This window comes from Mycobacteriales bacterium, assembly GCA_040902655.1.
Taxonomy (GTDB): Bacteria; Actinomycetota; Actinomycetes; order Mycobacteriales; family SCTD01; genus SCTD01.
The window spans coordinates 1-19,039 of sequence record JBBDWV010000016.1; the positions used below are offsets into that span (position 1 = coordinate 1).

23 protein-coding genes are annotated in these 19,039 nt (G+C 72.5%); 7 read left to right on the top strand and 16 right to left on the bottom strand.

Going from position 1 to position 19,039, the window contains the following annotated elements:
* Positions 1 to 250: 250 nt before the first annotated feature.
* The 3 genes from WD794_03950 to WD794_03960 form a co-directional block, all read right to left on the bottom strand.
* The gene (locus WD794_03950; GenBank protein MEX2289465.1) at positions 251 to 1,168 is read right to left on the bottom strand and encodes a hypothetical protein; all 918 of its coding nucleotides are present in this window, start codon (positions 1,166 to 1,168) and stop codon (positions 251 to 253) included.
* A gap of 221 nt (positions 1,169 to 1,389) precedes the next feature.
* The gene (locus WD794_03955; protein MEX2289466.1) at positions 1,390 to 2,754 is read right to left on the bottom strand and encodes a glycine--tRNA ligase; all 1,365 of its coding nucleotides are present in this window, start codon (positions 2,752 to 2,754) and stop codon (positions 1,390 to 1,392) included.
* 79 nt (positions 2,755 to 2,833) lie between these two features.
* Complete coding sequence (locus WD794_03960; GenBank protein ID MEX2289467.1) at positions 2,834 to 3,214, bottom strand: antibiotic biosynthesis monooxygenase; 381 nt, start codon at positions 3,212 to 3,214, stop codon at positions 2,834 to 2,836.
* Positions 3,215 to 3,264: 50 nt separating this feature from the next.
* Here WD794_03960 and WD794_03965 point away from each other — a divergent pair, with 50 nt between their 5' ends.
* Positions 3,265 to 3,630: a DUF6703 family protein gene (locus WD794_03965; GenBank protein ID MEX2289468.1), complete on the top strand. Its 366-nt coding sequence runs from the start codon at positions 3,265 to 3,267 to the stop codon at positions 3,628 to 3,630.
* Here the strand turns inward: WD794_03965 and WD794_03970 are convergent.
* On the bottom strand, positions 3,620 to 4,342 hold the full coding sequence (locus WD794_03970) for a lytic transglycosylase domain-containing protein (GenBank protein MEX2289469.1): 723 nt from the start codon (positions 4,340 to 4,342) through the stop codon (positions 3,620 to 3,622). The genes WD794_03965 and WD794_03970 overlap by 11 nt on opposite strands.
* A gap of 31 nt (positions 4,343 to 4,373) precedes the next feature.
* Here WD794_03970 and WD794_03975 point away from each other — a divergent pair, with 31 nt between their 5' ends.
* Positions 4,374 to 4,586, top strand: a complete 213-nt coding sequence (locus WD794_03975) for a hypothetical protein (protein MEX2289470.1) — start codon at positions 4,374 to 4,376, stop codon at positions 4,584 to 4,586.
* Here the strand turns inward: WD794_03975 and WD794_03980 are convergent.
* Positions 4,579 to 5,379 (bottom strand): isoprenyl transferase, encoded by an 801-nt coding sequence (locus tag WD794_03980; protein MEX2289471.1) that lies wholly within the window; start codon positions 5,377 to 5,379, stop codon positions 4,579 to 4,581. The two genes, WD794_03975 and WD794_03980, sit on opposite strands and share 8 nt — an antisense overlap.
* Positions 5,379 to 6,101: a DNA repair protein RecO gene (gene recO, locus WD794_03985; protein ID MEX2289472.1), complete on the bottom strand. Its 723-nt coding sequence runs from the start codon at positions 6,099 to 6,101 to the stop codon at positions 5,379 to 5,381. The genes WD794_03980 and recO overlap by 1 nt, the downstream gene beginning before the upstream one ends.
* A gap of 68 nt (positions 6,102 to 6,169) precedes the next feature.
* Between recO and WD794_03990 the strand changes: the two genes are divergently transcribed.
* Positions 6,170 to 7,771, top strand: coding sequence for an EAL domain-containing protein (locus tag WD794_03990; protein MEX2289473.1), 1,602 nt, complete (start codon positions 6,170 to 6,172; stop codon positions 7,769 to 7,771).
* A 14-nt stretch (positions 7,772 to 7,785) separates the two neighbouring features.
* Here WD794_03990 and era read toward each other — a convergent pair whose 3' ends face one another.
* Genes era through WD794_04005 form a run of 3 tightly spaced genes read right to left on the bottom strand, consistent with a single transcriptional unit; the run spans position 7,786 to position 10,355 of the window.
* On the bottom strand, positions 7,786 to 8,697 hold the full coding sequence (gene era, locus WD794_03995) for a GTPase Era (protein MEX2289474.1): 912 nt from the start codon (positions 8,695 to 8,697) through the stop codon (positions 7,786 to 7,788).
* 22 nt (positions 8,698 to 8,719) lie between these two features.
* Positions 8,720 to 9,076, bottom strand: coding sequence for a cytidine deaminase (locus WD794_04000; GenBank protein ID MEX2289475.1), 357 nt, complete (start codon positions 9,074 to 9,076; stop codon positions 8,720 to 8,722).
* Positions 9,069 to 10,355, bottom strand: a complete 1,287-nt coding sequence (locus WD794_04005) for a hemolysin family protein (GenBank protein MEX2289476.1) — start codon at positions 10,353 to 10,355, stop codon at positions 9,069 to 9,071. The genes WD794_04000 and WD794_04005 overlap by 8 nt, the downstream gene beginning before the upstream one ends.
* A gap of 138 nt (positions 10,356 to 10,493) precedes the next feature.
* Between WD794_04005 and WD794_04010 the strand changes: the two genes are divergently transcribed.
* Genes WD794_04010 through WD794_04025 form a run of 4 tightly spaced genes read left to right on the top strand, consistent with a single transcriptional unit; the run spans position 10,494 to position 13,510 of the window.
* Entirely contained in the window at positions 10,494 to 11,456 is a 963-nt protein-coding gene (locus WD794_04010; GenBank protein MEX2289477.1) for a metal ABC transporter substrate-binding protein, read from the top strand.
* A 13-nt stretch (positions 11,457 to 11,469) separates the two neighbouring features.
* The gene (locus tag WD794_04015) at positions 11,470 to 12,237 is read left to right on the top strand and encodes an ATP-binding cassette domain-containing protein (protein MEX2289478.1); all 768 of its coding nucleotides are present in this window, start codon (positions 11,470 to 11,472) and stop codon (positions 12,235 to 12,237) included.
* Entirely contained in the window at positions 12,234 to 13,103 is an 870-nt protein-coding gene (locus tag WD794_04020; GenBank protein ID MEX2289479.1) for a metal ABC transporter permease, read from the top strand. Before WD794_04015 ends, WD794_04020 begins: the two co-directional genes overlap by 4 nt.
* Positions 13,100 to 13,510, top strand: coding sequence for a Fur family transcriptional regulator (locus tag WD794_04025; GenBank protein ID MEX2289480.1), 411 nt, complete (start codon positions 13,100 to 13,102; stop codon positions 13,508 to 13,510). The genes WD794_04020 and WD794_04025 overlap by 4 nt, the downstream gene beginning before the upstream one ends.
* 66 nt (positions 13,511 to 13,576) lie before the next feature.
* Here the strand turns inward: WD794_04025 and ybeY are convergent, their stop codons facing one another.
* The 7 genes from ybeY to hrcA form a co-directional block, all read right to left on the bottom strand.
* A complete protein-coding gene (gene ybeY, locus WD794_04030; protein ID MEX2289481.1) occupies positions 13,577 to 14,077 on the bottom strand; it encodes an rRNA maturation RNase YbeY in 501 nt (166 codons plus the stop codon).
* Positions 14,074 to 15,135 (bottom strand): PhoH family protein, encoded by a 1,062-nt coding sequence (locus WD794_04035; protein MEX2289482.1) that lies wholly within the window; start codon positions 15,133 to 15,135, stop codon positions 14,074 to 14,076. Before WD794_04035 ends, ybeY begins: the two co-directional genes overlap by 4 nt.
* Before the next feature lie 71 nt (positions 15,136 to 15,206).
* Positions 15,207 to 15,545, bottom strand: a complete 339-nt coding sequence (locus WD794_04040; GenBank protein ID MEX2289483.1) for a histidine triad nucleotide-binding protein — start codon at positions 15,543 to 15,545, stop codon at positions 15,207 to 15,209.
* A complete protein-coding gene (locus tag WD794_04045; GenBank protein ID MEX2289484.1) occupies positions 15,542 to 16,096 on the bottom strand; it encodes a hypothetical protein in 555 nt (184 codons plus the stop codon). Before WD794_04045 ends, WD794_04040 begins: the two co-directional genes overlap by 4 nt.
* Positions 16,087 to 16,812: a 16S rRNA (uracil(1498)-N(3))-methyltransferase gene (locus WD794_04050; GenBank protein MEX2289485.1), complete on the bottom strand. Its 726-nt coding sequence runs from the start codon at positions 16,810 to 16,812 to the stop codon at positions 16,087 to 16,089. The genes WD794_04045 and WD794_04050 overlap by 10 nt, the downstream gene beginning before the upstream one ends.
* Positions 16,809 to 17,918, bottom strand: a complete 1,110-nt coding sequence (gene dnaJ, locus WD794_04055) for a molecular chaperone DnaJ (protein MEX2289486.1) — start codon at positions 17,916 to 17,918, stop codon at positions 16,809 to 16,811. Before dnaJ ends, WD794_04050 begins: the two co-directional genes overlap by 4 nt.
* A complete protein-coding gene (gene hrcA, locus WD794_04060; protein ID MEX2289487.1) occupies positions 17,918 to 18,946 on the bottom strand; it encodes a heat-inducible transcriptional repressor HrcA in 1,029 nt (342 codons plus the stop codon). The genes dnaJ and hrcA overlap by 1 nt, the downstream gene beginning before the upstream one ends.
* Between the last annotated feature and the right edge of the window lie 93 nt (positions 18,947 to 19,039).

Here is a 19,039-nt window from a genome sequence, read left to right on the forward strand (position 1 = left end):
CCTACCCAGGCGGGACTCACACCCGCTGGCCTGATCCAGCTTGCAGGACGCAACACGGGATCCACCGTATTCGCCGCGATCCCCGTGGTGGTGCACTTCCCCTGCGCCAGAGCAGCCCGCGGAACGATCCGGGTGACGTCCCGCAGGGAAAGTGCGTGGGGAGCAGGCCACTTCCCCTGCGACAGAGCACGCGTAGGCGTCGGGAGGATGGCGTACGGCAGGGGAAGTGCGTGAGGCGGGCCACTGCAGGTCAGGCCGCGCGGCGGGCGTACCGCACGAATGCCTGGCGGATCCGCACCGCGACGAGCTCCGGGTGGCGCAGGGCCTCGTCCCACGTGTAGCGCACGACCTCGAAGCCGGCCTCGCGCAGCCGGTCCTCGCGCCGCTTCTCGGCGAACAGGTCCGCTGCGGTGACGTACTTCAGTGCACCGTCGGCCTCGGCGATCGTGCGGTGCGCCTCCCAGTAGTGGTCGACGCGGGCGATCGGCCCGTCCGTGTCGCCCAGCACGACCTGCAGGTCGCACGGCGGCAGCCCCTGCTCGTCGAACCGGACGCGGCCGAGCGACTCGAGCGCCGACTCCGCGCGGCCGTCCGCGAACCCGACCGCTCGGCGAGCTCGGTCGATGCCCGGCCAGCGTGCGCACGCCTCCAGCGCCTCGAGCAGCTCCTCAGGCGACGCGCCGCGTCGCAGCGCAGCGTCGGCAGCGGCGACGCCGGCCAGATGTCCACGCGCACGAGCCAGGTCGACGGCCGTACGGCTGAGCGACGTCGCCGGCACCGCGCGCACCTCGACGACCGCCTCCGGAGGGAGCGCGCGGCTGTTCCCGTGGTGCTTCGGCCGGTCGTGCTTGCGCTCGCCGAGCTGGAGCCGCGGCGGCGGCGGCCCGATCAAGGGCACCTCGTGCAGCTGCGCGGCCGTCGCGCGCACCGCGACCAGGTCGACCCCGCAGACCAGGCGCTCCGCGGCGACCTGAATGACCAGCCGGGCGACCGGATCCCCCTCGTCGTACCTGCTGGTCAAGGCGTACGCGTTCGGTCGGACCCGCGTGAGCAGGCGGTCGGACCCGGGCTTCCCGAGCTGCGTCAGGGGCACCCCGTGTGCCCGCGCCTGCGCGCGGGTCACGACGCCGGCCTGGCCGCGTACCTGCTCCTGCAGCTCCTCGTACATGCGGCGCAGTCTGCGCGCCGGATCGTCGTACTGCTGGCGCCGTCCACAGGCACTTCCCCTGCAGAACGGCACGCGCGCAGGCTCCTCGAATGCCGCGACGCAGGGAAAGTCGCCCCGCGCCGGGCACTTCCCCTGCGACAGTGCACTGCGCGCGGCATTCCGGGTGACGTCCCGCAGGGGAAGTGGCCCGGACCTGAGGCGCAGAAGGGCTGTACGCCGGGCTACAGCGGGCCGAGCTTGTCGTGGAGGTAGCGGAGCACCGCGTCCAGCGCCACCCGCTCCTGGGTCATCGCGTCGCGCTCCCGCACCGTCACGGCCTGGTCCTGCAGCGTGTCGAAGTCGACCGTGACGCAGTACGGCGTGCCGACCTCGTCCTGCCGGCGGTAGCGGCGGCCGATGGCCCCGGCATCGTCGAAGTCGACGTTCCAGTGCCTGCGCAAGTCAGCGGCCAGCGAGCGCGCCGCCGGCGAGAGGTCGGCGTTGCGCGACAGCGGGAGCACCGCGGCCTTGACCGGCGCGAGGCGCGGGTCGAGCCGCAGCACGACGCGCTTGTCGACGCCACCCTTGGCATTCGGGGCCTCGTCCTCCGTGTAGGCGTCGAGCAGGAAGGTCAGCGCGCAGCGGTCCACGCCGGCTGCCGGTTCGATGACGTACGGCGTCCAGCGCTCGCCGGACTCCTGGTCGAAGTAGTCGAGCGAGACGCCGGTGGCCTTGCTGTGCACCGTGAGGTCGTAGTCGGTGCGGTTGGCGATGCCCTCGAGCTCACCCCACTGCGAGCCCTGGAAGCCGAACTCGTACTCGATGTCGACGGTGCGCTTGGAGTAGTGCGACAGCTTCTCCGCCGGGTGCTCGAACTGCCGCAGTTTGGCCGGGTCGATACCGAGGTCGACGTACCAGGCGAAGCGCTCGTCGATCCATCGCTGGTGCCACTCCTCGTCCTCGCCGGGCTGGACGAAGAACTCCATCTCCATCTGCTCGAATTCGCGGGTGCGGAAGATGAAGTTTCCTGGCGTGATCTCGTTGCGGAACGACTTGCCGATCTGGCCGATGCCGAACGGCGGCTTCTTGCGGGAACTCTGCTGGACGTTGGCATAGTTGATGAAGATGCCCTGCGCCGTCTCGGGCCGCAGGTAGGCCAGGCCGCTGTCGTCCTCGACCACACCGAGGTGGGTCCTCAGCAGGCCGTTGAACATCTTCGGCTCGGTCCACACGTCGCGGTTGCCGCAGTTGGGGCAGGCGATCTCGGCGAGCGGCTTGCCGGAGCCCTCCTCGAGATGGTCGGCGCGGTAGCGCTTGTGGCACGACGTGCACTCGACCAGCGGATCGACGAACGCCTGCACGTGGCCGGAGGTCTCCCAGACCTCGCGGGCCAGGATCACGCAGCTGTCGAGGCCGACGACGTCGTCCCGGCCCTGCACGACGGCCTTCCACCACTGCCGCTTGACGTTGTTCTTCAGCTCCACCCCGAGCGGCCCGTAGTCCCAGGACGCACGTAGTCCGCCGTAGATCTCGGAGGAGGGGAAGACCAGGCCGCGCCGCTTGCAGAGGCTGACGATCGTGTCCATGCGGTCGTTCTTGTTCGCCATGTGCGCTCCTGGTCCGGCTGGCTGTCGGGCAAGCACGTCACGCTACCGGTGAGGGAATACTCAGGAGTTGAGCACGCCCTCACAGGTCGCTCGCGGCCGGTCCGGACGCCTCGCCGACGCCCACCCGGCCGGCATCGACCGCCCGCCGGCTCACGCCGGTCGTGAGGCCGTCCCCGTCGGAGGCGTGCAGCACCTCGAACGCGCTCGGCTCGTCGCGCCCGAGCGAGAGCAGCGGGGCGGCGTCGACCTTCACGTCGTACGACGACAGGCTGCGCCGGTAGGCGCCGACACCGGCCCACTCGGTCGTGAGCACCCACTGGGTGGGGTCGTCGGCGGCCCGCCCGATCCGCCCGCGCAGGTAGCCCGGCCGGGCGGCGAAGGCCGCGAGCGCCGCCTCGGCCCGCGGCAGGAACGACGCGGACTCCGCCCCGGGCACGTCGAACCTCGTCACGACCAGCACGGGTGACAGGCTAGGCGGGTCCCGCCGCTCCGCTCCTGGAGGATCCGTCCGTGCCGAAGTCGCGCTCCCGCCGCAAGCCGCCCCCGCGCCCCCGCGCGGCGCGGCCGCCGAAGGAGCCGCTGGTCAAGCAGCCCGCGCCCGGCGCGCGCGGCGAAGTGGAGCGGATCAGCGCGCCGATGCTGCTCTGGCTGTCCGCGCGGCCGAGGTTCTTCGTCCCGGTGCTGTCGGCGGTCCTGCTGATCGGCGGCCTGGCCGCTCCTCCCGGCTTCGGCGTGCCGCTGCTCCTGCTGCTGGTCGCGCTGGTGAGCTGGCTGTCCTACCTGTCATGGCCGGTCGTGGAGGGCGTCCAAAGGCTGCTGCGCCTCGGCACGATCGGGCTCGTCCTCGCCGCCATCGCGGGCAAGCTCAGCGGCTGAGCCGGCCGTCGTACCCGACCGGGAGCACCCGGTCCCCGTCGGTGGTCCGGTAGTAGACCTGCCAGTGGTAGTAGCCGCGGTAGGTACGCGGGTCCGCCCGCATCTGCGCGGCGTGCATCTCGATGCCGGCGACGTAGGCGTTGCTGCGGTTGTAGGCGAACAGCGCGCGCTCCATGCGCTGCGGCGCCCCGCTGGCCGCGAGGTAGCGCGCCGCTGCCCGGATCGCGTCCTGCGGGTCGTCGATGTCGCCCTCGCCGTAGATCTCCCAGGTGCCCGGCATGAACTGCATAGGCCCCTGGGCGCCGGCCGAGCTGGTGCCGCGGATCCGGCCCATCCGGGTCTCGACGAGGTGGATCGCCGCGAGGTACTCCCAGCCGACGCCGAACTCCTGCTCGGCCGCGCGGTAGTAGCCGAGCAGGACCTCGGGCGGCGGCGGCGCGACGATGCGCCAGGACGGCAGCCGCGGCTGCGCCCGGGTGAGCCGCCGCAGCGCCGCCTGCGCGTCGGTGTGGGCCACCACCACCGGGTCGAGGTCGTCCGGGACCGCGGCCAGCACGGCCGGCCGCAGCTCGCCGCGGGCGGCGAGGTGCCGGTACGCCGCCTGCTGCACCCGCCCGGCTTCCGCGACGGCCTCCTCACCGGCGTCGCGGCTGCGGATCGTCTGCTCGGCGTGGGTGATCTGCGCGGCGAGTGCGCCGGCGTCCTCGGCCATGGGCGGCGGTGGTCGGGCAGGGACCGGGCCGGTGGGCGAGGGGGACGGCGGCGACAGCGAAGGGGATGGCGACGGCGGGGGCGAGGGCGCCGGCGAGAGCAACGGCGGTGCCTGCGCGACCGGCGGCGGTGCGGGCTCGGAGCTGCACCCCGCCGCAGCGAAGGCCAGCACCAGCGCCAGCAGGGGCGACCTCATCGCGAGCTGCGGGCGAGCCACCGCCGCGACGGTGAACAGCCTCATGTGACCACGTCGTTCGGCAGCGCCCCGCCGTAGCGCCGGTCCCGGGCGGCGTAGAGCTCGACCGCCTGCCACAGGTGACGCCGGTCGACATCCGGCCACAGCGTGTCGAGGAAGACCAGCTCGGCGTAGGCGGACTGCCAGAGCAGGAAGTTCGAGGTGCGCTGCTCGCCCGAGGTGCGCAGGAACAGGTCGACGTCGGGCATGTCCGGCTCGTCGAGGTAGCGCGCCAGCACCTTCGCGTCCACCCGCGCGGGATCGAGCCGGCCCGCGGCGACGTCGAGCGCGAGCAGCCGCGCAGCGTCGGCGATCTCGGCCCGGCCGCCGTAGTTGACGCACATGGTCAGAGTGCAGACGTCGTTGTCGCGCGTCAGCTCCTCGGCCTGCTCGAGCTCCTTCACGACCGAGCGCCACAGCTTCGGGCGCCGGCCGGCCCAGCGGACCCGCACGCCGAGCTCGTGCATCTCGTCGCGGCGTCGGCGGATGACGTCGCGGTTGAAGCCCATGAGGAAGCGGACCTCGTCGGGCGAGCGCTTCCAGTTCTCGGTCGAGAAGGCGTAGGCGGACACCCACCGCACGCCGAGTTCGATGGCGCCCTCCACGACGTCGAACAGCGAGGACTCGCCGGCCTCGTGGCCGGCGTTCCGGGGCAGGCCGCGGTCCTTGGCCCAGCGCCCGTTGCCGTCCATGACGATCGCGACGTGCCGCGGCACCAGCTCGGCCGGCAGGTCAGGCGGGCGGGCCCCGGACGGGTGCGGGGTCGGCGCGCGGACGGTCCGGCGGGCAGCGGAACGACTCATCAGCGCTCCACCAGCGGCAGGCTGCGCAGTCCCCGCTCCAGGTGCCACTGCAGGTGGGCCGCCACCAGCCCGCTGGCCTCGCGCCGGGTCCGCGGCTCGGTCACCTCCGCGGCATCCCAGTCGCCCGTCAGCAGGTCGACCATCAGCGTCAGCGCATCGGGGGGGGGTGAGGCCGCCCCCGACGGTCGGCAGGCCGGGCAGACGCTGCCACCCGCAGGGACGGAGTAGGCGCGGTGCGGTCCGGGGGCCGCGCAGCGGGCGCACTCCGACAGCGCCGGCGCGTAGCCGGCGACCGACATGGCCCGGAGCAGGAAGGCGTCCAGCACCATCGAGGGATCCCGTTCGGACAGGGCCCGCAGCGCGCCGACCACCAGCAGGAAAAGCCGCAGCGAGGGCTCGCGTTCCTCCGCGGTCAGCCGCTCGGCCGTCTCCAGCACCGCGGTGCCTGCGGTGTACCGGCCGTAGTTCCCGACGAGCTTGTCGCCGTACGGCGTGAGGCTCTCGGCCTGCACGACGATGTCGAGGTTGCGCCCGGCGTAGAGCTGAAGGTCCACGTGGCTGAACGGCTCCACCGTCGCCCCGAACTTCGACCGGGTGCGCCGCACACCCTTGGCCACCGCGCGCACCCGGCCGTGCCGACGGGTCAGGAGGGTGATGATCCGGTCGGCCTCACCGAGCTTCTGGACGCGCAGGACCACGCCCTCGTCGCGGTAGAGGCTCACCTGCGTCACGCTAGTCCGGCGATTCGTTCCGGGGTGGCGCGCCGGGCCGTGACAGGCTGCCAGGCGTCGTGGACACTGCCTGGGCTGAGCAGCGGACCAGCTGGGCGCTTCCCCCGCAGCCCCCCGAGAAGTGGGTCGGCCGCCGCTGGGAGGGCGCCCTGTTCGGCGCGCTCGCCCTCGCGCTGGGCGTGCCTGTGCTCCGGCTGGTGACCGAGGCCAGCGGCGCGACCGGGGCACTGGTCGCCCTGCATGCCGCGGCCGGGTGCGCCGCCCTGGTCACGGCGTACGTGCTGCTGGTACAGGCCTCGGTCACCGGCGATCCGCGGCTGCGCTGGATGGCAGCCGGCTACGCCGCGGTGTGGCCGCTGGCCATGCTGCGGTCCGCCGAGGTGGAGGGCGCCGGCAGGCTGACCGTCGAGGTCGAGCGGGGGGCGCTGCTGGGAGTGCTCTGGGCAGTGACGGTTCCTGTCATGGCGCTGACCGCGCCGTACGCGGGGCGCGGCACCGGGACCACGCTCGCTGCGCTCCAGCTGCTCGCGGCAGCGGTCGGCGCCGTCCTCCTGCTGCCCTCGCTCCCCGTGCTCGTCACAGCCGGTCAGGAACGCACGCCCGCACTGCGGGCAGCCGCGCTCGCCCTCGCACTGCTGGCTGCTGCCGCCGCTGTCCGTTGGCTGCGCAGCACCCCCCGCGGCGCCGGCGGCACCTGGACCTGGGTCGGTGCCGGCCTCGGGCTGACCGCGGTGGCCGGCCTCGTCCTGGGGATCGCGGGGCGGCGGTACGACGAGCTCTGGTGGGCGGGCCAGATCCTGCAGGCGGCCGCCCTGGTCGTGCCCGCCGCGGGGCTGTCGCTGGTGAGCGCCGCGGGCTACCGCCGGCAGAGCCGCCGCTGGCGGCAGCTGGTCAGCGAGGTCGCCGGCCTGCGGGCGGCCTCGCCGCTGCTGCCGGGGCTGTCGGTGAGTCCTGAGGACGACGACGGACTGCCCTCCGAGCCGGAGGTCCGCGAGCTCATCTCGATCGACCGGGTGAAGATCGCCCTGCAGGCGGTGGTGCAGCTCGACACCGGCGCCGTGGTCGGGTTCGAGGCGCTGGCCCGCTTCGGCGGCCGGGTGCCGACCGACCGGTGGTTCCGGGCCGCCAGTTACTACGGCCTGGGTGGTGAGTTCGAGCGGCTCACGCTGCAGGCGGCCCTGTCGCTGCTGCCCAGCCTGCCGCCCGGGGCGTTTCTCGCCGTCAACGTCTCCCCGGCAGCACTCGAGGACCCGACCGTGCTCACGCTGCTGCACGACAGCGACCTGTCGCGGGTCCTGCTGGAGGTCACCGAGCACGAGGCCGTCGCCGACTACACCCTCACGCGCACGTTGCTCGACGAGCTACGACGCCGCGGTGCCCGGATCGCCGTCGACGACACCGGCGCCGGTTTCGCCAGCCTGCGCCACGTACTGATGCTCCAGCCGGCGGTGGTGAAGCTCGACACCAGCCTGTCCCGCCACGTCCACGAGAGCGAACGCCAGCGCAAGCTGGTCACCGCGCTGCTCACCTTCGCCGACGAGGTCGGGAGCCTGGTGCTGGCCGAGGGTATCGAGACCGAGGAGCAGCTCGTCGCGCTGCGGAAGCTCGGGGTGCCCTTGGGGCAGGGCTGGCACCTGGGGGTGCCCACCGTCGTCTCCTGAGGAGGCCGCCGGCCTCAGAAGCCGAGCTTTTTCAGCTGCTTGGGATCGCGCTGCCAGTCCTTGGTGACGGTGACGTGCAGGTTGAGGAACACCCGCATCCCGAGCAGCGCCTCGATCTGGTGGCGCGCGGTGGTGCCGACCCCCTTGAGTCGCGAGCCGCCGCTGCCCAGCACGATCGCCTTCTGACTGTCGCGCTCGACGTGGACGGTGGCGAAGATGTCCACCAGCGGGCGGTCGTCGGGTCGGTCCTCACGCAGGTTCATCTCCTGCACGGTCACGGCCAGCGAGTGCGGCAGTTCGTCACGCACCCCCTCGAGCGCGGCCTCGCGGATCAGTTCGGCGACGAGCACCTGCTCGGGCTCGTCGGTGAGCTCGCCGTCGGGATAGAGCGCAGGGCCCGCGGGCAGCCGGGTCACCAACAGGTCGACGAGCAGCCCCACCTGGAAGTCCGACACCGCGCTGGTGGGGACGATCTCGGCCCAGTCGGCCAGCTGCGAGACCGCGAGCAGCTGCTCGCCCACCTGCTGTCGGGAGACCTTGTCGGTCTTGGTGACCACAGCGACCACCGGCGTCGTGACCTGAGCCAGCTCGGCGGCGACAAAGCGGTCACCGGGGCCGATCTTGTCGTCCGCGGTGACGCAGAAGCAGATGATGTCCACGCTGGCGTAGGTCTCCCGCACGATGTCGTTGAGTCGCTGGCCGAGCAGCGTGCGGGGCTTGTGCAGGCCGGGGGTGTCGACGAGCACGAGCTGGGCGTCGGGGCGGTGCACGATCCCACGCACGGCGTGCCGCGTCGTCTGCGGCCGGCTGCTCGTGATGGCGACCTTCTGGCCGATGATCGCGTTGGTCAGCGTCGACTTGCCGGCGTTGGGCCGCCCGACGAAGCAGGCGAAGCCGGACCGGAAAGCCGGCGCACCGGTCGTCACGGACGGCTCTCGTCCCGGACGCTCACGTGGACAGCCGATGGTGCACAGCGCCGTCGTCGGCGGCCAACAGCAGGGGCACGCCGACGCCGAACTCACGCAGCACCTCGATGTCGGCCTGCGAGACGAGCGAGCCGCCGACGACGACCGCCGCCTCGAAACTGCGGGCACCGCTGGAGGCCGCCGCGGCGATGGCCGTGCGCAGCGCGGACGTGGTCAGGGCCGGGTCGGCGTTCTCGACGGTCGCGCCCGCATAGGTGCGGCCGTCGCTGTCACGTACCGCCGCTCCCTCGGCCACCCCGGTGTGCGGCACGTGGGCACGCTGCCGGGCGCTCCGGGCCAGGGTGATGAGCTTGCTGTCCTCGGCGTCGGGATCAGGCACGGAAAGGGTCCTCCTGGGTGGGGTGGTCGGCCGGTCGTACGAGCACAGTGCCGATACGGTTACGGCGCCCCTTGGCGCTCTCGGCGACGAGGACCAGGCCACCGATCTCCGCGGTTGCTCCGGGAATGGGGACGCGCCCGAGTGCGACGGCCAGCAGGCCCCCCACCGTCTCGACGTCGTCGTGCGGCAACTCGACACCGTACAGCTCCTCGAGATCCTCGACCGGCAGCCGTGCGGTGACCCGGCGGGTGCCGTCCTCGAGATCCTCGACCGGCGGTGCCTCCCGGTCGTACTCGTCGGTGATCTCGCCCACGATCTCCTCGAGCACGTCCTCGATGGTGACCAGTCCGGCCGTGCCGCCGTACTCGTCGACGACGACCGCGATGTGGCCCAGCTGTGCCTGCATCTCGCGCAGCAACTGATCGATCGGCTTGCTCTCCGGCACGAAGACCGGCTCGCGCATCGCGTCCTCGACCTTCAGCGACCCCCCGCCCTCGGCCCGCTCCTTGCGGACGAGGTCCTTGAGGTAGGCGACACCGAGCACGTCGTCGGCGTTGTCCCCCACGACCGGGATGCGACTGAAGCCGCTGCGCAGGGCGAGGTTCAGCGCCTGCCGCACCGTCTTGCCACGCTCGATGGTCACGATGTCGGTGCGCGGCACCATCACCTCGCGCACGATCGTGTCGCCCAGCTCGAACACCGAGTTGATCATGTCTCGCTCGGAGCGCTCGACGACTCCGCGCTCCTGTGCGAGCTCGACCAGGTCGCGCAGCTCCGCCTCGGAGGAGAACGGTCCCTCGCGAAAGCCCTTGCCGGGGGTGAAGGCGTTACCGATGGCGATCAGCAGCCGGGGGAGCGGCCCGAAGACACGGGTCAGCGCCAGCGCGACACCGGCGCCGAGCAGCGCGACCCGCTCGGCCTGCTGGCGGCCGATCGTCCGGGGGGCGACCCCGATGAAGACGTAGCTGACAACGGTCATGGCCAGCACCGCGAGGACCACCGCCTTCGAGCCGGCGACCCGGTCGACGAAGTACGACACGACGATCCCGACGGCGGCGAGCTCGAACAGCAGGCGCAGCAGAAGCAGCAGGTTCAGCGAGCGGGGCGGATCGGTCAGCACCCTCGCCAGCCGGCCGGCGCCGTGCCGCTCCTCCCGCACCAACTCCTCGACGCGGACCCGCGACACCCGCGCGAGCGCGGCCTCGAGAGAGGCGAGCAGGCCCGCCAGCACGACGAAGCCGACCGCACTGACGAGCGGGACCACCTCGGTGCTGGTCATGCGGACGGGTCCATGGGCGGTGGCTCGAAGCCGGAGCACCTGCTATCGAATCGGGACGAGGACGCGGACGATAGTACGTCGGCCAACCCACATCCCCCTTGTTGGCAATGGTTGCCATGAACTGTTAGCCTGCCGTCCATGCGCAGACCTGCTCCCTCCGTGTCCCCGATCCTGGCTGCATCGGCCCTGGCAATGTTGCTGCTCAGCGCCTGCGGCCCGAGCTCTGGGAGCGAGCCGACATCCAGCAGCAGTGCCGGAAAGGCGATCAGCGTCACCGCCGGCTTCTACCCCTACGAGTTCGTGGCCGCGCGCGTGGGTGGCGAGGACGTCCAGGTCACCAACCTCACCTCACCGGGCGGCGAGCCGCACGACCTCGAGCTCACGCCCCAGCAGGTCGCGGCCCTGAGCCGTACCGACCTGGTCGTCTACTCCCGCGGCTTCCAGCCTGCCGTCGACGAGGCCGTCGACCAGCAGGCCGCAGACCGTGCGCTGGACGTGCTGACGACGGTCGAGCTGCTCGAGGGCGACCACGACGCGCACGAGGGCGAGAGCAAGGGTGCGGACGAACCGGCGCACGAGGACGAGGGCGCCGGAGATCCGCACGTGTGGCTCGACCCGGTCCGCCTGGCCACCATCGCCGAGGCGGTCGCCGAGCAGCTTGCCGAGCGGGCGCCGGAGCGGGCCGACGGCTTCCGGCAGCGGGCCGCGGAGCTCGGCGCCGAGCTGAAGACGCTCGACGAGGAGCTGCGCAGCGGTCTGGCCGACTGCCCCCGGAAGGAGATCGTCACCAGCCACGACGCCTTCGGCTATCTGGCGGCGTCGTACGGCCTCGAGCAGGTCTCGATCGCCGGGCTGTCCCCCGAGGACGAGGCCTCCCCGAAGCGGCTGGCCGAGGTGGCGACCTTTGCGAAGCAGAACAACGTGACCACCATCTTCTTCGAGGAGCTTGCCAGCCCGAAGGTCGCGCAGTCCCTGGCCCGGGAGGTGGGCGCCGAGGCCCAGGTCCTGAGCCCGCTGGAGGGACCGCCGGACACCGGCGACTACCTGTCGGCGATGCGGACCAACCTCGACAGCCTGCGCGCGGCGCTCGGCTGCGCGTGATCCTGAGCCGGCGATGAGCCCGGTCGTCGTCGATCTCGAAGGTGGCCTGGTCAGCTACGACGGCCGGCCCGCACTGGACGCGGTCGATCTGCGCGTCCACGCCGGTGAGGTCCTGGCCATCCTCGGCGCGAACGGCTCCGGCAAGAGCACGCTGGTGCGCGCCCTGCTCGGGCTCGCCCCGCTGGCCGCCGGCCGACTCGAGCTGTTCGGCACTTCCTTGGAGCGGTTCTCCGCGTGGCCCCGGATCGGCTACGTCCCGCAGCGCGGTGGCGCGGCCACCGGTGTCCCGGCCACCGTCGCCGTGGTCGGGGCCTGGGGGGGGGGGGGGGCCCGGGGGCCCCGCCGCCGGGGGGCCGAGGACCGCGAGGCGGTCCGCCGGGCCATCCAGGCGGTCGGTCTGACCGACCGCAGGAACGACAGCGTCGGCACCCTGTCCGGTGGCCAGCAGCAGCGGGTGCTCATCGCGCGGGCGCTGACCTGCGACCCCGAGCTGTTCATCCTGGACGAGCCGACAGCAGGCGTGGACGCCGCCTCCCAGCAGGCGCTGACCCGCACGTTGCAGGTGCTGATCGACGGGGGGACCACCGTGCTCGTGGTGACGCACGAGGTCGCCTCGCTGCAGGGGCTGTTCACCCGGGCGCTGACCCTGGAGAACGGCCGGGTCCTGCACGACGGCGATCCGCCGGAGGCCGACCACCTGCACCTGCACGATCCCGAGCACGCCCACCCGGTGCACGAGGAGCTGCCCTACCCCCACCGGGCCGGGTTCGGGCTGCGATGAACCCGCTGACCTTCGACTTCATGCAGCGGGCGCTGGTCGCAGCCTTTCTCGTCGGGTTGGCCGCGCCGGCCGTCGGCGTCTTCCTGGTCCAGCGGCGGCTCGCGCTGATGGGCGACGGGATCGGCCACGTCGCGCTGACGGGGGTGGCGCTGGGCTTCCTGCTCGGAACGGCCCCGGTGCTCACCGCGATCGTCGTCGCCACGATCGGCGCCGTCGTCATCGAGCTGGTCCGCCAGCAGGGGCGCACCGGCGGCGACGTGGCGCTGGCGCTGCTCTTCTACGGCGGCATCGCCGGCGGCGTCCTGCTCATCGGCCTGTCCCCGGGGGGCAGCAACGCGAACCTGTTGTCGTACCTGTTCGGGTCGCTGACCTCCGTGGGGCCCTTCGACGTGGTCGTCATCGCCGTCCTGTCCGGCGTCCTGCTGCTCACCCTGGCGACCGTCGGCCCCCAGCTGTTCGCGGTCTGCCACGACGAGGAGTACGCGGCCGTGGCCGGTCTCCGGGTGCGCTTCCTCAACCTGCTGCTGGCCGTGATGGCAGCGGTCACCGTGACCGTGGCGATGCGCGTGGTCGGCCTGCTGCTCGTCAGCGCCCTGATGGTCGTGCCCGTGGCCACGGCACAGCAGCTGGTCCGGGGTTTTCGCGCGACGGTCGCGGTCTCCCTGCTCGTCGGCGTCCTCGCCTCGACCTCCGGCGTGCTCGGCTCCTTCTATGTCGACACGGCCCCGGGCGCTCTCATCGTGGTCCTGGCGCTGACCGGCTTCGCGCTGGCTACGCTGGCCGGGACAGTGGTGCGGCGGAGCCGTCGCACCTCCGGCGCGACCCCTGCGGGGGTGGCACTGCTCCCGCAGGAGGAACCCAGGTGACCGACGAGGTCGCGCCCCTGCCCGGTCTGCGTACCACCCGCCAGCGGACCGCTGTGGCCGATGTCCTGTCCCGGGTCGACGGCTTCCGCAGCGCCCAGGACCTGCACGACCTGCTGCGCCACGAGGGCGCCTCGATCGGGCTGACCACCGTCTACCGTCACCTGCAGGCGCTGTCCGAGGCCGGCCAGGTCGACGTGCTGCACACCGGTGACGGCGAGGCCGTCTACCGGCGCTGCCCGACGGAGTCCCACCACCACCACCTGGTCTGCCGCAGCTGCGGGCGCAGCATCGAGGTGGAGGGCCCCGAGGTGGAGGCGTGGGCCACGTCGATCGCCGCCGAGCACGGTTTCACCAAGGTCAGCCACACGGTCGAGGTCTTCGGCACCTGCGCCGCCTGTGCCCCCTGACGCCGACGTCCACGACGACAGAACGCTGCCTGCACCCCTGGCGCGAGGTCTCGTTGAGGAGCTGGATCAGGTCTGAGCGGCCTTCCAGGAGGCGAGCAGCTCGTCCTGCAGCCCGAACATCTCCGCATGCTCCCCGGGCTCGCCGTGGTCGTAGCCCAGCAGGTGCAGCACGCCATGGGTGCACAGCAGCTGCAACTCCGATTCGGTGCCGTGGCCGGCTTCGCGGCCCTGCCGCTCGGCGACCTCCGGACACAGGACCACATCGCCCAGCACCGTGGGGCTGCTCCCCTCGTCGTCCTCCACCGGGCCGCCGTGACCGGAGCCGTGGGCGACGCCGCGTGAGCCGCGCAGGTCCAGCTCGTCCATCGGGAAGGCGAGCACGTCCGTCGGTCCCGGCTCCCCCATCCAGCGGACATGCAGCTTGGCCATCTGCTCGACGTCGACGAGCAGCAGCGACAGCTCCGCGAGCGGGGAGACACCGAGCCGGTCGAGGACGTGTCGGGCGAGCCGCACGAGCGTCTGCTCGTCGACGGCGACACCGCTCTCGTTCGCCAGCTCGATGCTCACCGGCTCTTCCGTACATCGTCCCGGCGACCCGGCGCCCGTTGTCCCTGCGTACGCTGCGGCCCGCGGGCCCGGTCGTTCTCGGCGTCGAACTGCGCGTAGGCATCGACGATCCGGCCGACCAGTTTGTGCCGGACGACGTCGGCGGACGACAGCGTCGCGAAGTGCACGTCCTCGATACCGTCGAGGATGTCCCGCACGACGCGTAGCCCGCTCGTGGCGCCGCCCGGCAGGTCAACCTGGGTCACGTCGCCGGTGACCACGATCTTGCTCCCGAAACCGAGCCGGGTGAGGAACATCTTCATCTGCTCGGCGGTGCTGTTCTGCGCCTCGTCCAGGATGATGAACGCGTCGTTCAGGGTTCTTCCCCGCATATAGGCCAACGGCGCGACCTCGATGGTGCCCGCGGCCATCAGCTTGGGGATCGAATCGGGGTCGAGCATGTCGTGCAGCGCGTCGTACAGCGGGCGCAGATAGGGATCGATCTTCTCGAAGAGCGTGCCCGGCAGGAAGCCCAGCCGCTCCCCCGCCTCGACCGCCGGGCGGGTCAGGATGATCCGGTTGACCTGCTTGGCCTGCAGCGCCTGCACGGCCTTGGCCATCGCGAGGTAGGTCTTGCCGGTGCCGGCGGGCCCGATGCCGAAGACGATGGTGTGCGCGTCGATCGCCTCGACATAGCGCTTCTGGTTGACCGTCTTGGGCCGGATCGTGCGGCCGCGGTTGGAAAGGATGTTGAGGGTGAGGACCTCGGCCGGCTTGTCCTCGGCCTGCTTCAGCATGCCCAGGCTGCGCTCCACCGCGTCGCTGGTCAGGGTCTGGCCCTTGCCGAGCAGTGCCAGCAGCTGCTCGAACAGCAGCACCCCCAGGGCGTTGTCCTTGGCGGACCCGGTGAGGGTGATCTCGTTGCCGCGGACGTGCACGTCGCTGGTGAGGACGCGCTCGACTGTCCGGAGCACCTCGTCGCGGCTGCCCAGCAACGCCACCATGTCCTGCTCGCCAGGAACGACGATCTTGCTGACGACACGCTCGACCCCGGGGGTCGACGGGGAAGGATCGGCCATGGGGTCGGCGGCTGCCGTTCGCCTGCTCTCGGGTGGGGGTCGTGGGACCTCCCAAGGCTACCCGCGCAGGCTCAGCCCAGCGCCCCGAGCGGACGACCACCCAGCACGTGGACATGCAGGTGGTGCACCGTCTGGCCCGCATCGTCGCCGGTGTTGGTGAGCAGCCGGTAGCCGCCGTCCAGGCCCTCGCTCTGCGCGACGGCGACCGCCGCCGCCATCACCTCGCCGAGCAGCACCGGATCAGCCTGCGCGCACGCCGCCACGTCGCTGTGGTGGTCCCGGGGCACGACGAGGACGTGCGTCGGCGCCTGCGGCGCGACGTCACGGAACGCCAGCGTCCGCCCGGTGTCCCCGACCACCTCGGCAGGGATCTCCCCCGCGACGATCCGGCAGAACAGGCAGTCGCTCACGTGCTCTCCCTCGTCCAGTACAGGCCGGCGCCTCCGGCCAGTCCGAGCAGTACCGCGAGCCCGAGCATCCACCGTACGAGGCGTTCGGGCGTGTCGGCCGGCGGGTCCGGCGGAACGCCGGCGACGGGCTCCTCGTCGGCGCCGTCGTCCGCCGGCACCGTCGGGAGAACGTCCGGCTCACGGCTGGGCGTTGCCGACGGCGACCGGCGGGCAGGTGTCGGCGAAGTGGTGGGAGGCCCGGGCCGGCTGGTGGCCGGACGAGGGGATCGGTTGCGCGCGACCGTGGGCGCGGCCGTGGCCGAGGGCGGCGGCTCGGGAGACGGCGACACCGCCTCCGGCGTCGGCTGCTGCGACGGGGCGGGCAACGGAATCAGCGGCTGGCCGGTGGCCTGCGGCGACGCCGTGGGCTGCGCCTGCGCCAGCGCCGATCCGGCAGGCACGGTGGGCACGGCGAGCAGCGCAGTGAGCGCCGCGGCCAGCCCGACGGCACCGGCCCGGCGGGTCCCACGCCGCCCCCGCGGCGGGCGGCTGCGGGAGGCGGTCAGGCCCACCTGGACGTCCGCGCGCTGATGACCGCGACCGCCGCGGCGCCGGCCGTGGAGGTACGCAGGACACTGCTGCCGAGCCGGACGGCCCCGGCCCCGGCCCCGGTCAGTGCGGCCACCTCGCGAACGGTCAGGCCTCCCTCCGGGCCGACGACGAGCAGGAGGTCACCGCTCGCGGGCAGGGCGACGGAGGCGAGCGGGGTCGACGTGCTCTCGTGCAGGAGCAGCGTCGGTGTGGTCGCGACCCGCGCGAGCAGCTCCTCGGTCGAGGCCCAGTGGGTGACGACGGGGTGCCGGGCCCGCCGCGACTGCTTGCCGGCCTCACGCGCGGTGGAGCGCCACCGGTTCAGCGCCCGCTCACCGCGCGGGCCGTCCCATCGAACGATGCAGCGCTCGGCCGACCACGGCACCACCTCGTCCACGCCGACCTCGGTCGCCAGCTCGACCGCGAGCTCACCCCGGTCACCTTTGGCCAAGGCCTGCACGAGCACCAGCCGCAGGGCGGGCACCGGCTCGACGGCGCGCGCGTCCACGTGCAGGCGGACCACGTCGTGCCCGAGACCGGTGACGGTGCAGTGCGCGCGGGTCCCGCGACCGTCGGCCACGTCGACGGCCTCGCCGATCCTGACCCGCCGGACGGTGGCGGCGTGCCGTCCCTCCGACCCGACCAGCTCGAGGTCGTCGCCGGACAGGTCGTCGCAGAGGAACAGCGGGGCCGTCACCTCCGGCGGCGGCCGAACAGTCCGTTCCCCTTGCCGGACACCGCCGGATGCTCCTCGCCCCGCAACCGGGCCAGATCACGCAGCAGATCCTCCTGCTTGCCGTCGAGCCGGGTCGGCACCTCGATCCGCAGGTGGACGTGCAGGTCACCGCGACCGGTCGCCCGCAGGTGCGGCACACCGCGGGCCCGCAGGGTGAGCACCTCGTCGGGCTGGGTGCCGGGGACGATGTCGAGCGACTCGTCACCGTCCAGTGTCGTCAGCGGCACGGTGGTGCCCAGGGCGGCGGCGGTCATCGGCAGCGTGACCGTGCAGTGCAGATCGTCCCCCTCACGGGTGAAGACCGAATGCGGTCGCTCGATCACCTCGACGTAGAGGTCGCCCGCCGGACCGCCGCCCGGGCCGACCTCACCCTCACCGGACAGCCGGATGCGCATGCCGGTCTCGATCCCGGCCGGCACCTTGACGGTGAGAGTGCGCCGGGCCCGCACCCGGCCGTCGCCGCCGCACTCCCCGCACGGGTGCTCGATGACCGAGCCGAGCCCGCCGCACCGGGGACAGGCGCGGGTCGTCAGGACCTGGCCGAGGAAGGACCGCTGGACCTGCTGCACCTCGCCGCGCCCCTGGCAGGTGTCGCAGACGCTGGGATGGGTGCCGGAGGCGGTGCCCTGCCCGGTGCAGGTGGAGCAGACGACGGCTGTCTCGACCGTGAGCTCCCGCTCGGTCCCGAACACCGTCTCGGCCAGGTCGCACTCGATCCGCAGCAGCGCGTCCGAACCCTGCCGCACCCGGCTGCGCGGTCCGCGGGCGCCGGCACCACCGAAGAAGGCATCCATGATGTCGCCGAGCCCGCCGAAGCCCTGGGAGAACGGGTCGCCGGCGCTGCCGGGCCCGCTGGACAGCGGGTCCCCGCCCAGGTCGACGACCTGGCGCTTCTGCGGGTCGGAGAGCACCTCGTACGCCGCGGTGACCGCCTTGAAGCGCTCCTGCGCCGCGGGGTCGGGGTTGACGTCGGGATGCAGCTGGCGGGCGAGCTTGCGGTAGGCCCGCTTGATGTCGTCGTCCGTGGCGTCCGGGGCGACGCCGAGTGCGCCGTAGTAGTCAGCCACTACGCACCCGCCAGCAGCTCGCCGACGTAGCGCGCGACCGCGCGCACCTGGCCCATGTTGCCGGCGTAGTCCATCCGGGTCGGGCCGACAACCCCCAGTCCGCCGTACGCGCCGGCGTCGGGGCCGTAGCCCACGGTCACCACAGAGGTGGACCGCAGTCCCTCCACGTTGTTCTCCTCGCCGATCCTGACGTGCACGGTCGTGGGGTCGTTGACCTCGCCCAGCAGCTTGAGCAGGACGACCTGCTCCTCCAGGGCCTCGAGGACCGGCCGGAGCGTGCGGGGGAAGTCGAGGGTGTGCCGGGTGAGGTTCGCGGTGCCGGCCAGCGCGATGCGCTCCTCCGGCTGATCGACCAGCGTCTCGAGCACCACGGACATGATGCTGGTCAGCACCGGCCGGATGGCCTCGGGCGCGGCATCCGGGAGGTCGGACAGCGCAGCCGGCACGTCGACCAGCCGGGCGCCGTGCAACCGGCTGCCGAACACCGAGCGCAGCAGCGACACGTCCTGCTCGGACAGCGACCCCGGCAGTTCGACGACCCGCTGTTCGACCCGGCCGGTGTCGGTGATGAGCACCAGCAGCAGGCGGTTCGGTGCGAGGTGGACGATCTCTAGGTGCCGTACCGCGCTGCGCGACAGCGAGGGGTACTGCACGACCGCGACCTGCCGGGTCAGCTGGGCCAGCAGGCGCACGGAACGGCGTACGACGTCGTCCAGGTCGACCGCGCCCTGCAGGAAGGTCTCGATGGCGCGCCGCTCCGGGGCCGACAGCGGCTTGACCGCGGACAGCTGGTCCACGAACAGCCGGTAGCCCTTGTCGGTCGGGATACGACCCGCGCTGGTGTGCGGGTGGGTGATGTAGCCCTCGTCCTCGAGCGCCGCCATGTCGTTGCGCACGGTGGCGGGGCTGACGCCGAGGCCGTGCCGCTCGGCCAGGGACTTCGAGCCCACCGGCTCGGTGGTCGAGACGAAGTCCTCGACGATGGCACGCAGGACCTCGAGCTTGCGGTCGTCCAGCACGCTGCGCACCTCCTCTGGCACTCCTGCAACGGGAGTGCCAAGTGTACGGGGGTGTCCGGGGCGAGGCGGATGTCAGATCCGATGTAGGTATCGCCAGGCCAT

What these genes read in the sequence shown, in the direction of transcription:
- WD794_03970 (MEX2289469.1), bottom strand. Translation starts at nt 4,342, where the DNA reads ATGGCCGAGGACGCCGGCGCACTCGCCGCGCAGATCACCCACGCCGAG.
- WD794_03980 (MEX2289471.1), bottom strand. Translation starts at nt 5,379, where the DNA reads ATGAGTCGTTCCGCTGCCCGCCGGACCGTCCGCGCGCCGACCCCGCAC.
- WD794_04035 (MEX2289482.1), bottom strand. Translation starts at nt 15,135, where the DNA reads ATGGCCGATCCTTCCCCGTCGACCCCCGGGGTCGAGCGTGTCGTCAGC.
- WD794_04015 (MEX2289478.1), top strand. Translation starts at nt 11,470, where the DNA reads ATGAGCCCGGTCGTCGTCGATCTCGAAGGTGGCCTGGTCAGCTACGAC.
- WD794_04005 (MEX2289476.1), bottom strand. Translation starts at nt 10,355, where the DNA reads ATGACCAGCACCGAGGTGGTCCCGCTCGTCAGTGCGGTCGGCTTCGTC.
- WD794_04010 (MEX2289477.1), top strand. Translation starts at nt 10,494, where the DNA reads ATGCGCAGACCTGCTCCCTCCGTGTCCCCGATCCTGGCTGCATCGGCC.
- WD794_03950 (MEX2289465.1), bottom strand. Translation starts at nt 1,168, where the DNA reads ATGTACGAGGAGCTGCAGGAGCAGGTACGCGGCCAGGCCGGCGTCGTG.
- WD794_04020 (MEX2289479.1), top strand. Translation starts at nt 12,234, where the DNA reads ATGAACCCGCTGACCTTCGACTTCATGCAGCGGGCGCTGGTCGCAGCC.
- WD794_03955 (MEX2289466.1), bottom strand. Translation starts at nt 2,754, where the DNA reads ATGGCGAACAAGAACGACCGCATGGACACGATCGTCAGCCTCTGCAAG.